Origin of the sequence: Bifidobacterium pseudolongum subsp. globosum (assembly GCF_004155535.1) — a bacterium.
Classification (GTDB): Bacteria; Actinomycetota; Actinomycetes; order Actinomycetales; family Bifidobacteriaceae; genus Bifidobacterium; species Bifidobacterium pseudolongum_C.
In genome coordinates, this window is the sequence record NZ_RYUH01000006.1 from 43495 (window position 1) to 55897 (window position 12403).

The window sequence follows — 12403 nt, forward strand, 5'->3', positions numbered from 1 at the left end:
ACATGAGGACCTACACCAAATCCGCCGCACTGTCACTCGTCATAGGCGTCATCGTCACGGTGTTCGCCATGGGTCTGGGTTACCTGATCGCCGCGGAAGGCAATTCGGCGGACCTGACCTACCGTTCGCTCGACTACGATGTGCAGGTCGAAGACAACGGCGACCTGCGCATCACCGAGACCGTGGACATCAAACTCGACAAGCGCGAGGATTCCGACGACAACGTGAAGCCATGGCGGCAGCTGTACCAGACGTACCAGCTGAAAAGCTCGAATTTGACGAACATCTCGGACATCAGCGTCAAGAACCTGAGCACGGGCCGCGAGTACACGGAGACCGCGCCGCAGAACCCGAGCGAAATCCCCGTGAACGAGTGGAACGCGCGTTACGCGAACCACTGGTACATCGCCGACGTGACGTACGGCACCACGGACCCGGACCCCTATGTGCCCGAGACCGATGGGCTCGACGCCGACGGCGACGATGAGCGCACGGTGGAGATCGGCTGGAACATCCCGTCCACCGAGAAGGCCTCGAGCATGCGCTTCGAGATCGGCATGACCTGGCATGGAGTGAGCACCGCCTATGACGACGTGACGAAGTTCCAATGGGAGCCGTTCGGCGAGAAGAACCAGACGCCGATCGGCGTGGTGCACGCCACCGTGCGCTTCCCGGCGGGCACACCCGAAGACGAATCATGGGCGTGGTTGCACTACACCGGCAATTCCACGACCAAGCGCATCGACGACGGCCTCGAATTCACCGCCTACAATGTGCCCGCCGGCGAATTCCTGGACCTCGTGGTGATGGTCGACTCCTCACACACGGTGGGCGTGGAACGCCGCGGCAACGGCGACGCCAAACAACTCACCCTTGACGACGAGGCGCGGCAGGAACGTGAATGGCACGACCTGCAGCACCGCCGTGCCATCATCCGGCTCGTCATCTGGATCGCCATCGCGGTGTGCGGCGCGGCGCTGTGCGTGGCCGCGGTCATCAGCGCCGTGCGCAGCATCAAGGCCGCCAAGTACACCGGGCCGATCGAGTACTGGCGCGACCCGCCGGACATGAGCCCGGGCGCCGCGGCGAAACTGTACGACGTGGTGAGCGGCAATGGCGGCAACCTGCTCAACCGGCGCATGGCCGCCACCGTCATGTCGCTCGTCACCAAAGGCGCGATCGCCATCTACCCGGGCAAAGCCGAAACCTACCGCGGCATCGACATGAGCCGCGTCGATTCGGCCGTGCTCGCCGGCATGCTCGCGCAGCAGGCGGCCGAAGGCAAGAAGATCGGCAAAACGAGCACCGTGGTGATCAAACCACGCGCGCTCGCCCCGCACCATGAGGACCTCAACCTGTGCGAGTCGGAGGAGCGCATGCTGCGCCTGCTCACCGAGGCCTACACACGCCTGCATTCGCCTGTGTTCGACCTCAAGCAGATGAGCGACGCGTTCAGGAAGTGGACCGACGGCCACAAAGAGGTCGACAAGTTCACCACCGCGTGCGATCGCGAACTCGACGAACTGCACGCCACACGCTCGGTGGGTGTGGTCGCGCGCACATGCGGTGTCTTCGCGATGCTGCTGGGCGTGTTCAGCGCACTGTATTTCTTGATTGCCAATAACAACTTGGCACTCGCGCTGTGCATCAGCGCGCCGATGACGATCATCGGCAGCGCCGCGCTCGTGATGAGCCGCACGAACGGCATCACCGACGAGGGGCAGGAATACGCGGGTCAAGTGCAAGGCTTGACGCGCTACTTGGAGGACTTCAGCGAGTTCTCCGACCGCGGTGTGCTTGACGTGACGCTGTGGGGCCGGTATCTGGTGTATACCACGGCGTTCGGCATCTCCAAGAAGGCGATGGAGCAGCTGCACGCCGCCTACCCGCAGATTGCCGACGCCGCGTGGCTCGACGACCATGCCTCGGGCTCCTCGTCGCTGCTGTACTGGTCCACACGCCCATCCACGATCATCGGCGCCTCGGGCACCGGGTTCGTCGGCGGCGCAATCGGCGGATTCTCAGGCGGCTTCGGTGACCTCGGCACACAGCTGAGCTCCGGCTTCGCCGCCGTCAGCTCCACGATCACGGCCGCGGCGCCGTCGAGCAGCTCGGGCGGCTCGTTCGGCGGCGGCGGCTTCGGCGGTTCGGGCGGCGGTTCGGGCGGTGGTTCGTTCGGCGGACGGTGACGGGAATGGGCACTCATCGCACTGCGCGCGCGGTCATCGCCGCGGCGGTCGTCACGGCGATCACCGCGGCCGCCGTGCTGATCATGGGGTTCGCCTGGCATGGCTCGGGCGGCGACCGCGCGCAGGTCTCCTACAATGCCGTGGACATGCGCGCGCAGATGCTCGACAACGGCGACCTGCGCATCACGCAGGTCTTCGACTACCGGCTGGAATCGCGCGGCACGCCGTGGCGCCAGATGTTCCAGCAGTACACGCTCAGTTCCGACCGCCTGACCAACATCAGCGACATCAGCGTCAAGGACCTGACGACCGGCCGCACCTACACGCAGGACGACACGGTGAGGTCGCCGGGCGGCTACGGCGATCACGGTTGGAACAGCGAATGCGCCGGCCGTTGGTACATCGCCGACATCACCCAATCGGCGGCGAACCCCGAACCATACGACACCGAGCTGGACGCGCTCACATCCACCGCCATGGGCGAGCCGGCGCAGACCAAGGACGTGGAGATCGGGTGGAACATCCCGTCCACGGCTTCCGCGGACAGTATGCGCTTCGAGCTGTCGATGACATGGCATGGCGTGTCCACGGCGTACGACGACGTGGTGGCACTCGAATGGGAGCCGTTCGGTGCGCTCCACACCACGCCCGCCGCGCGGGTGAGCGGCACGTTCACCTTCCCTGACGGCATTGGCGAGTCGAATTCCTGGGCATGGCTGCACACGGGCGCGGCAAGCGAGACGACGCGCACCGCCGACGGCTCGCTCCAGTTCACCGTGACCGACCTGCCCGGCGGTGAATACATCAATGTGGTGGTCATGACGGACAAGCGCCCCGGTTCCGCCGTCACCCGCACCCAAGCGAGCAAGATGAAGCAGCGCATCCTCAGCCAGGAGCGGCAGGAGGCGCAGATCGCGGAGAACGACCGGCGCCGCAAGGCGGGCGGGCGAATCGTCATGTGGAGCATTCCCGCCGCATTCGCGCTCATACTGACGGTGGCCGCGCTCATCGGCGCCAAACGCGCGTGCACACAGGGGCGTAGGACCACGGAAGGGCTTGCCTATTGGCGGGAACCCCCGGATATGAGCCCCGCCGCGGCGGCCGCGCTCATCACCGACGTGATGCCGGGCGTCCAGGGGGCCGTGGACGACCGGCAGATGACCTCCACCCTGCTCTCACTCGTGACCAAGGGGGCCGTGGCCATCTATCCCGGTTCCGCCGCCGGCTACCGCGGCATCGACCTGAGCCAGGCGGATTGTGTGTCGGTCGGCCAGCTCATCGCGAGCGACCCGCGCCGTGAAGCGGACGCCGCGGGCATGTGCACGCTCGTGATCATGCCGCGCGTCTACACCGACCGCGCGGGGCTGCGGTTGTGCCGGTCGGAGAGCGCGCTGCTCGACGTGCTGCTGCGCGCGTCCGAACGCATTGGCCTGCCCGTGTTTGACTTCGGGCAGATGCAGGCCGCGTTGAAGGATTGGCGCCAAGGCTACGCATGGCTGCGTGGTTTTGAGGATGCCTGCAATGCGGAATACCAGGCGTTGCGCGCCACCGTGCCGGTCGGTGTGGGCGCGCGCATGCTCGGTGGCGCGGCGATGATCGTCTCGTGGCTCACCGCGTTCATCTACACGGCGGCGGTGGGGCAGGTCGCGCTCGCGCTCGTCATCTCGCTGCCGTTGCTGTTCGCCGCCACGTTCGCCGCACAGGTGAGCCCCCGCAGCGCGTTCACGGCGCAGGGCGAGGTCTACGCCGACCAAGTGGGCGGCCTCATGCGGTACATGGAGGATTTCAGCGAGTTCTCCGACCGTGGTGTGTTCGACACCGTGCTGTGGGGCCGGTACATGGTCTATGCGGCGGCCTTCGGCATCAGCGACAAGCTCATGGAGCAGATGGAACGCGCCTACCCGCAGCTCGCCGACCCGGAGTGGGTCAATGTGCATACGTCCAACGACAGCCTGGTGTATTGGTCCGCGCGCCGCCGCGCCATGCGGGCGCGCGGCGGCGCCTTTGGCATGCATGGCATGCATGCAGGTGGGTCGTTCAGCTCGATGGTCTCCAGCAGCTTCTCGTCGGTGGGGTCCACGATCCGCGACGCGATGCCGCAGTCAAGTTCAAGCGGCTCCCGCAGCGGCAGCCGTAGCTCGGGCGGTGGCGGCTCGTTCCGCAGCGGCGGATTCAAGGGCCATTCGGGCGGATCCGGCGGCGGGCGCGGCGGCGCGCGGTAGGTGCCCGCGCACTTTTTTGCATGGCCATGAAAAAGTGGGAGCTGCAGCTCCCACTTTTTGCCTATATCCCCTCGAACACCTTCCACTTTTTGCCGCGGCGCAAAAAAGTGTCAGAAGTCCCAGTCGTCATCGTCGGTTTCTTCGGCCTTGCCCATCACATATGAGCTGCCGGAGCCCGAGAAGAAGTCGTGGTTCTCATCGGCGTTCGGTGAGAGCGCAGCCAGAATCGCAGGATTCACGTCGCACGCCTCGGACGGGAACAGCGCGGGGTAGCCCAGGTTCATCAGAGCCTTGTTGGCGTTGTAGCGCAGGAACTTCTCCACGTCACCGCTCAATCCCACCGGGTCATAGAGCGAATGCGTGTACAGCACCTCGTTCGCGTAGAGCTCGTCGAGCAGCGCGTACGTGTAGTCCTCCATCTCAGCGCGCTTCTGGTCAGTGGCCAAGGCGAGGCCGCGCTGGTATTTGTAGCCGATGTAGTAGCCGTGCACGGCCTCGTCGCGGATGATCAGGCGGATCACGTCGGCGGTGTTGGTGAGCTTGGCGTGCGAGGCGAAATACATCGGCAGGTAGAAGCCCGAGTAGAACAGGAACGATTCGAGCAGCGTGGACGCGACCTTGCGTTTGAGCGGGTCATCGCCCTCGTAATAGTCGAGCACGATCTGCGCCTTGCGCTGCAGGTGCTCGTTGCGTTCGCTCCAGCTGAACGCCTCGTCGATCTGCTCGCTCGAACACAGCGTGGAGAAGATCGACGAATAGCTTTTCGCGTGCACCGACTCCATGAACGCGATGTTCGTGTACACGGCCTCCTCGTGCGGGGTCAGCGCGTCGGGGATCAGGCTCACCGCGCCTACCGTGCCCTGGATCGTGTCAAGCAGCGTCAGGCCGGTGAACACGCGCATCGTGAGTGTGTGCTCGGCCTCGCTCATCGCGCGCCAATCGGGGATGTCGTTCGAGACGGGCACTTTCTCTGGCAGCCAGAAGTTGCCGGTCAGGCGGTCCCACACCTCGAGGTCTTTCTCGTCGTCGAGTCGGTTCCAGTTGATCGCGGTCACGCGGTCGATCAATGCGGTCATGATGATGGTCCTGTCTTAAAAATGAATGAAACTGTTCAGAGCATGCACGAGACGCAGCCGGCCACTTCAGTGCCTTCGAGCGCCTGCTGGCGGATGCGGATGTAGTAGAGCGTCTTGATGCCCTTGCGCCACGCGTAGATCTGCGCCTTGTTGATGTCGCGCGTGGTGGCCGTGTCGGGGAAGAACAAGGTCAGCGAAAGCCCTTGGTCCACATGCCGGCTCGCTTCGGCGTAGGTGTCGATGATCGCCTTCCAGCCGATTGCATAGGCGTCTTGGTACAGGCCCAGGTTCTCGTTCGTCATGTATGGCGCGGGGTAGTACATGCGCCCGATCTTGCCCTCTTTGCGGATCTCGATCTTCGAGGCGATCGGGTGGATCGAACTCGTGGCGTGGTTGATGTACGAGATCGAGCCGGTCGGCGGCACGGCCTGCAGGTTCTGGTTGTACAGTCCGCTTTGCAGCACCGCGCGCTGCAGGTCCGCCCAGTCGGCGGCCGTGGGCAGCGCCACGCCGAAGCGCGCGAACAGCTCGCGCACCGCCGGTGTGCGCGGCTCGAGCGTTTCACGGCCGTCCACATACCGGTCGAAGTAATTGCCCGCCCCGACCGGCTTCGCGTAGGTGGAGCGCTCGAAGCCGCCGAACGCGCGGCCGCGCTCGCGTGCGAGCTCGTTCGACGCGCGGTAGGCGTGGTAGGCGACCGCCATGAAATAGCAGTTCGTGAAGTCGAGCGCCTCGGGCGAGCCGTACATGATGCCCTCGCGCGCCAGGAACCCGTGCAGGTTCATCTGTCCCAGGCCGATCGCATGGCCCTCGTCGTTCGCGCGGCGGATCGGCGGCACGGAGTCGATTTGCGTGGCTTCGGCCACGGCGGTGAGCGCGCGGATCGCCGTGCGCACGCTCGCCGCCAGATCGCCGTCCATCGCCTTCGCGATGTTGAGCGAGCCCAGGTTGCACGAGATGTCGCGCCCCACGTGCGCATAGCTCAGATCGGTGTTGTAGGTGCTCGGCTCCTGCACCTGCAGGATCTCGGAGCACAGGTTGCTCATCGTGATGCGCCCGTCGATCGGGTTCGCGCGGTTCGCGTTGTCGGCGAACAGCAGGTACGGGTAGCCGGATTCGAACTGCACCTCGGCGATCGTGGTGAACAACGTGCGCGCGTCGATCATCGTGCGGCGGATGCGCTCGTCGGCGAGCATCTCGCTGTAGTGTGCGGTGATGTCGACGTCGGCGAACGGCATGCCCATCACGCGCTCCACGTCGTAGGGGCTGAACAGCGCCATCGGCTTGCGTTCCTTGGCCAGCTGGAACGTGATGTCGGGGACCACCACGCCCAGCGCGAGCGATTTGATGCGGATCTTCTCGTCGGCGTTTTCGCGTTTGGTGTCGAGGAACTTGAGGATGTCGGGGTGGTGCGCGCTCAGATACACGGCGCCGGCGCCTTGGCGCGCGCCGAGCTGGTTCGCGTAGCTGAACGAGTCCTCGAGCAGTTTCATGACCGGCACCACGCCGCTCGACTGGTGCTCGATGTGCTTGATCGGCGCGCCCTCTTCGCGCAGATTGCTCAGCAGCAGTGCCACGCCGCCGCCGCGTTTGCTCAACTGCAGCGCCGCGTTGATGCCGCGCGCAATAGACTCCATGTTGTCTTCGATGCGCACAAGGAAGCAGCTGACGGCCTCGCCGCGCTGCGCTTTGCCCAGATTGAGGAAGGTGGGGGTGGCGGGCTGGAAGCGTCCGAGCACGATCTCGTCGAGGAACCGCTCGGCTTCTTTTTCATTGCCTGCGGCGAGCGCGAGCGCCACGGCCGCGGCGCGCTGCGTGAAGTCCTCGAGGTAGGTCGCGCCGTCGAATGAGCGCAGCGCGTACGACCGGTAGAACTTGAACGCGCCCACGAACGTGGCGAACTCGTGGCCCAGGCCGGCGGCGCGCGCGTAGAACGCGTCGAGGAACTCGGGGGAGTATTGCTCGAACACGGCACGCTCGTAATAGTCGTGGTCGATCAGGTATTGCAGGCGTTCGGCCGTGCTGTCAAATCTTTTGGTGTTGGGCTCCACGTGCGTGGTGATGAACGCGCGCACGGCGTCGCGGTCTTTGTCGAACTGGATGCGCCCGTCACTGCCGTACAGATTGAGCATGGCGTTGAGCGCGTGGTAGTCCTGCTGTGGGTTCTGGGTCATGGCTGGTCCTGTGACTGGGTACGGAAGAACTCAATGAGTCCTTTTCTGACGGCGCGCACGTCGGCGCTTGTGCCCATGAGCTCGAAGCGGTACATGAGCGGCACATGGCATTTGCGTGCGATGATGGGGCCGGCGGCGGCGTAGGCCGTGCCGAAGTTCGTGTTGCCGGCGGCGATGACCCCGCGGATCCATTGGCGGTTGGCGGGGTCGTTGAGGAACCGCTTGACCTGCACCGGCACGGCTTTGGTGGCCTCGCCGCCGCCGTATGTGGGGCAGATCAACACAAATGGCTCATCGATATGGAGTGGCTTGTCGGCGGGGCGCAGCGGGATGCGCGCGGTGTGGATGCCGGCGTCTTCAAACGCGCAGTGCTCCACGAAGCGCGCCGTGCTGTTCGACGCCGACGAGAAATAGACGACGGCGGCCATTTACTGAAGCAGCCCCTGGATTTTGTCGGGGCGGTAGCCGCTCCAGAAGTCCTGCAGTTCGGAGCCCATGCTCACCATCACCACCGGCGCCTGCGTGAAGCCGGCCTCCTGCAGCAAAGGGATGTTGGCCTCAGTGATTTTGATTTCCCGGTAGTCTAGGCCCATGCGGTTGAGCGCGCGCTCGGTGGCGGCGCACTGCTGGCAGTTGTCCTTGGTGTAGACGGTCACGTGCAGCGTGCGTGTGGTTTCAGTGGTTTCCATGGTGAATGTTGTCATGCGACCACCATATCTTGTGGCTGTTATCTAATTACGCCACTAGATGCAGTGGTTGTGGTTGTGAGCAATGCCACAGTGTGCTGCAAATCGGTGTGGTGGCCGGTGTGTCGGCCATTGGCCCGGATGTGCCTATGTGGGATTTGTCACAGGACCCGCCGCGCACTTTTTTCCGTCCCGGAAAAAAGTGCGCGGGACACACCGGGGCTTGACGCAATAGTGCGCGCTGGAGCGCGCACTATTGCGGGGCAACCCAAAAATGTGGGGAGGCTGCTACCGTGGGGTCAGCATCACAATGGCCACCATAAGGAGAACACGATGGTACTGCACCGCACAATGGGCCCATTCGACACCACGGCGATCGGCCTGGGCGAAATGCCACTGACGATCGAGAACAACCTTGGCCCCAACATGGGCGTGGAGACGATCCACGCGGCCCTCGACGCCGGCTGCCGGCAGATCGACACGGCTTGGGCCTACTACTGCTCGGGCGGCGAGGAGCAGACCGGCGAAAAACTCGTGCGCGAGGCCATGGCCAGCTGGAGCGGCCCCAAGGACGAGGTGCTCATCGCCACCAAGGTTGGCCACTACCGCAACTTCACCGACGGCAAGCCCACATGGGCCGTCGATGGCAGCCCCGAGAACCTGATCCGCCGCGCCAAGGAAAGCGCCTTCGCACTCGGCGTGGACACGATCGACCTGCTGTACTTCCACCGCCCCGATCCGCGCATCCCGTACGGCGAGTCGATCGAGGCGATCAAGCAGCTCGTCGACGAAGGCGTGGCCCGCGAGGCCGGCGTCTCCAACGCCTCCATTGAGCAGATGGACATCGCCCAGGAGATCCTCGGCAACAAGCTGATCGCCGTGCAGAACCAGTTCTCGCCGATCTACACCGAGACCGCGGACACGCTTGAGCACGCGGCGCGCATCGGCATCAGCTTCGTGTGCTGGAGCCCGCTCGGCGGCTTCCGCAAGCCGAAGGACGAGTCGAAGTTCGACCCGTTCCGTGCGATCGCTGACAAGCGCGGCGTGAGCTACCAGCAGGTCGTGCTCGCCTGGGAGCTCGCCAAGGGCGACCATGTCTTCGTAATCCCTGGTGCGCACCGCCCGGCCACGATCCTCGACAGCCTCAAGGCGGGCGACCTGGAGCTCACCCCCGAAGAGCTCGCCACGCTGGGCTGATCCCCACTGCCGGAGGTGGGGTCAGCCGCCCCTGCCTGTACACTGGTCCCTCGTGAATACGCCTGTGATCAAACGTCGTTCCAAACCCGAAGTACTGGCACCGGCCGGCAATCTGCGCGGCCTCATGACCGCCGTGGACTACGGCGCCGACGCCGTCTACTGCGGCGGCAAAGCCTTTGGCATGCGCTCGGCGCCGCGCAACCTGAGCATCGACGACTTCACGCAAGGCGCGCGCTATGCGCATGAGCGCGGCGCGCGCGTCTACGTGACACTCAACATCCTGCCGCGCAACAACGAGGTCACCGCGATCGAACGCTACATCGAGCAGTTGCGCGGCACCGGCGTCGACGCACTGATCGTCACTGACATCGGCGTGCTCATGATGGCGCGCCGCATCGCGCCCGAACTCGAACTGCATGTCTCCACGCAGGCCGGCGTCACGAACTACGCCGCCGCCAATGCGCTTTATGAACTCGGCGCGCGCCGCGTCGTGCTCGCGCGCGAGATGGACCTGCAGGCCGTGCGCGACATCCGCGCCAACATTCCCGACGACCTGGACATCGAGACCTTTGTGCATGGCTCGATGTGCATGGCGTTCTCCGGCCGCTGCCTCATCTCCAATTACCTGACCGGACGCGACGGCAACCATGGCGAATGCGCGCAGCCGTGCCGCTGGAAGTATTCGCTCGTCGAAGAGAAGCGGCCCGGGCAGGTGTTCCCGATCGAGGAGACCGCGCAAGGCACCTATCTGTTCAATTCGCAGGACATGAACATGATGGAGCACCTCGACGACCTGATCGACTCGGGCGCCACGAGCCTCAAGATCGAAGGCCGCTCCAAGAGCGCGTATTATGTGGCGGCCATGACGAACGCCTACAAGAGCGCCGTCAACGAATACATGGTGCAGCGCGGCTTCGAAGACGCCGAGGGCAACGAGCTCAAGCCGTTCCTCGACCGCGTCATCCGTGTGGGCGAACAGGCCATGGAAGATGCCGCCCGGCCTGACTCGATCACGCTGCACGCCGACGAGGCGTTCGCCGGCATGCCGAACTGGGACAGCGCGGTCGACGAAGGCGAGCTGTCGAACCGTCAGGCGCGCCGCACCGGTCTGGAACGCCAAGCCGAATACGCCGAAGACGCCGGTTGGAAGCACGCGGGTGTGCACCCGGCCCCGCCCGTGGAGCTGCCCGATTGGCTGCGTGAGGAGCCGGGCAAGGTGGCGCACCGCGACTACAGCACCGGCTTCTACTACCCCCAGCAGAAGGTCACGCAGAACACCGACCGCAGCGCGTATTTCCGCGATTGGCTCGTGGTGGGCGAGGCGCTCGAATGGACGCCCGAAGACGGCGGCAGGCTCACAATCATGAGCCGCAACAAGATCGAACCGGGCCAGCTCGTCGAGATCCTGCTGCCGGGCGAGGCGCCACTGCAATATATCGTGCCGGCCGAAGGCCTGCGCGACGCCGACGGCGAGCCAGTCGCGCTGATCAACCATCCGGCGCACGTATTCTCGCTACCGATGCCGGTCGAAGTGCCCGTCAACGCGGCGCTGCGCTCGCGCACCAAGCGTCCTACGCTCAAGGCCGAATGACGCCCGCCCGCGCGCATCTACGGTCAGCGAACATGCACGCGCGCCGGTGGAGCGGCTACAGTGGGCGGTATGAATGCACAAGAACCATCGGCGCAGCCCGCCGAACCACAGCAGAACAACCAGCCCGCCGGCGCGGGCGAACACAAGCCAGTGCAGATCAACATGCAGGACCTGCTCGAGGCGGTGCAGTCGCTCGGCAAGAAGACCGTGCAGCAGCAGGACGAAGCCGCGGCGAAGGCCTCGCAGTACGACGAGGCGATCCTCGACAGCTCCGCGATCGAACCGACCGACAGCGAAGGCAATCCGATCCCGGTGACGATCCCGATTGTGCTCGCGCCGAACATCACCGTGGTCTACACCACGCGCTTGGGCGGCGCCAGCACCGACGAATGGGCGCATTTCAATCTGGGCGGCAAATCCGGCGACGTGCCGGACCATGTGCGCGCGAACCGCGACGCGCTCGCGAACGAACTGCACGCCAAGCTCTCGCTCATCAACCAAGTGCATTCGGGCAACGCCATCGACATAGACGAACGCTTCGAGTCCAACCGTTCGTTCGGCTTCGATGCCTCGGGCACGCAGGAAGCCGCGCCCGTGGACGACGTGGAATCGGTGGACGGCGCCGTGCAGATCATCGAAGGCGACGCGCAGGTCAGCACGCAGACCGGCATCGCGCTCGGCGTGTTCGCCGCGGACTGCCTGCCCGTGCTGCTCGCCGACCCGGTGGCCGGCGTGATCGCGGCCGCGCATTGCGGGCGCAAAGGCCTCATGGAAGGCGTCATCGGCTCCACAGTGGAGATGATGAAGACCAAGGGCGCCGACCCCGCGCACATCCTGGCCACGCTCGGCCCCGCGATCTGCGGCGACTGCTATGAGACCGGCGACGCGATCGCCGACGCGTTCGACGCGAAGTTCCCCGGCACGTTCACGCTCACGCGCTTCGGCGGCCCGGGCATCGACATCAACAAGGCCGCACTCATGGCACTCGAGCAGGCCGGGGTGGGCGCCGACCACATCTATTCGTCGCAGCCGCGCGTCAACGCCGCCACACAGTACCTCGCGCAGGACGCCGAACTCGAGCAGCTGTGCCGCGAGGACAACGAGGGCGATCCGCAGCTCGACGAGCGCATCAAGCACATCCGCCACAGCATGTGCACGCTCGAAAACCCGCTGTGGTTCTCGCACCGCCGCGCCCAGCTCGCGCACAAGGCCCACGAAGGCCGCATGCTCGCGCTGATTGTGCGCCACTGACCCATATATTTATTGAA

At 65.1% G+C, this 12403-nt stretch carries 9 protein-coding genes; 5 read left to right on the plus strand and 4 right to left on the minus strand.

Annotated features, from left to right (window positions below; genetic code table 11):
• Positions 1–2 precede the first annotated feature (2 nt).
• Positions 3–2189, plus strand: coding sequence for a DUF2207 domain-containing protein (locus PG2093B_RS01770; protein WP_129896883.1), 2187 nt, complete (start codon positions 3–5; stop codon positions 2187–2189).
• A gap of 5 nt (positions 2190–2194) precedes the next feature.
• Complete coding sequence (locus PG2093B_RS01775; RefSeq protein WP_129896884.1) at positions 2195–4411, plus strand: DUF2207 domain-containing protein; 2217 nt, start codon at positions 2195–2197, stop codon at positions 4409–4411.
• Between the two features lie 110 nt (positions 4412–4521).
• Here the strand turns inward: PG2093B_RS01775 and nrdF are convergent, their stop codons facing one another.
• From nrdF to PG2093B_RS09015, 4 genes are read right to left on the minus strand one after another with little or no spacing between them, the layout of a single operon-like run.
• The gene (gene nrdF / locus PG2093B_RS01780) at positions 4522–5487 is read right to left on the minus strand and encodes a class 1b ribonucleoside-diphosphate reductase subunit beta (protein WP_039171145.1); all 966 of its coding nucleotides are present in this window, start codon (positions 5485–5487) and stop codon (positions 4522–4524) included.
• Between the two features lie 35 nt (positions 5488–5522).
• The gene (gene nrdE, locus PG2093B_RS01785) at positions 5523–7661 is read right to left on the minus strand and encodes a class 1b ribonucleoside-diphosphate reductase subunit alpha (RefSeq protein ID WP_129896885.1); all 2139 of its coding nucleotides are present in this window, start codon (positions 7659–7661) and stop codon (positions 5523–5525) included.
• Entirely contained in the window at positions 7658–8089 is a 432-nt protein-coding gene (gene nrdI, locus PG2093B_RS09010) for a class Ib ribonucleoside-diphosphate reductase assembly flavoprotein NrdI (protein WP_129896886.1), read from the minus strand. The genes nrdE and nrdI overlap by 4 nt, the downstream gene beginning before the upstream one ends.
• The gene (locus tag PG2093B_RS09015; protein WP_242502777.1) at positions 8090–8365 is read right to left on the minus strand and encodes a glutaredoxin domain-containing protein; all 276 of its coding nucleotides are present in this window, start codon (positions 8363–8365) and stop codon (positions 8090–8092) included.
• Between the two features lie 315 nt (positions 8366–8680).
• On the opposite strand from PG2093B_RS09015, the gene PG2093B_RS01800 reads away from it, so the two are divergent.
• The 3 genes from PG2093B_RS01800 (at position 8681) to PG2093B_RS01810 (ending at position 12386) form a co-directional block, all read left to right on the plus strand.
• Entirely contained in the window at positions 8681–9544 is an 864-nt protein-coding gene (locus tag PG2093B_RS01800) for an aldo/keto reductase (protein WP_129896887.1), read from the plus strand.
• 67 nt (positions 9545–9611) lie between these two features.
• Positions 9612–11135: a peptidase U32 family protein gene (locus PG2093B_RS01805; RefSeq protein WP_165369679.1), complete on the plus strand. Its 1524-nt coding sequence runs from the start codon at positions 9612–9614 to the stop codon at positions 11133–11135.
• Between the two features lie 162 nt (positions 11136–11297).
• Entirely contained in the window at positions 11298–12386 is a 1089-nt protein-coding gene (locus tag PG2093B_RS01810) for a polyphenol oxidase family protein (RefSeq protein WP_165369680.1), read from the plus strand.
• Positions 12387–12403: the final 17 nt, after the last annotated feature.

Bases quoted from the DNA above. Each gene is read 5' to 3' on its own strand.
- PG2093B_RS01770 (WP_129896883.1), top strand. From the start codon at position 3: ATGAGGACCTACACCAAATCCGCCGCACTGTCACTCGTCATAGGCGTC.
- PG2093B_RS01775 (WP_129896884.1), top strand. From the start codon at position 2,195: ATGGGCACTCATCGCACTGCGCGCGCGGTCATCGCCGCGGCGGTCGTC.
- nrdF (WP_039171145.1), bottom strand. From the start codon at position 5,487: ATGACCGCATTGATCGACCGCGTGACCGCGATCAACTGGAACCGACTC.
- nrdE (WP_129896885.1), bottom strand. From the start codon at position 7,661: ATGACCCAGAACCCACAGCAGGACTACCACGCGCTCAACGCCATGCTC.
- nrdI (WP_129896886.1), bottom strand. From the start codon at position 8,089: ATGGCCGCCGTCGTCTATTTCTCGTCGGCGTCGAACAGCACGGCGCGC.
- PG2093B_RS09015 (WP_242502777.1), bottom strand. From the start codon at position 8,365: ATGACAACATTCACCATGGAAACCACTGAAACCACACGCACGCTGCAC.
- PG2093B_RS01800 (WP_129896887.1), top strand. From the start codon at position 8,681: ATGGTACTGCACCGCACAATGGGCCCATTCGACACCACGGCGATCGGC.
- PG2093B_RS01810 (WP_165369680.1), top strand. From the start codon at position 11,298: ATGCAGGACCTGCTCGAGGCGGTGCAGTCGCTCGGCAAGAAGACCGTG.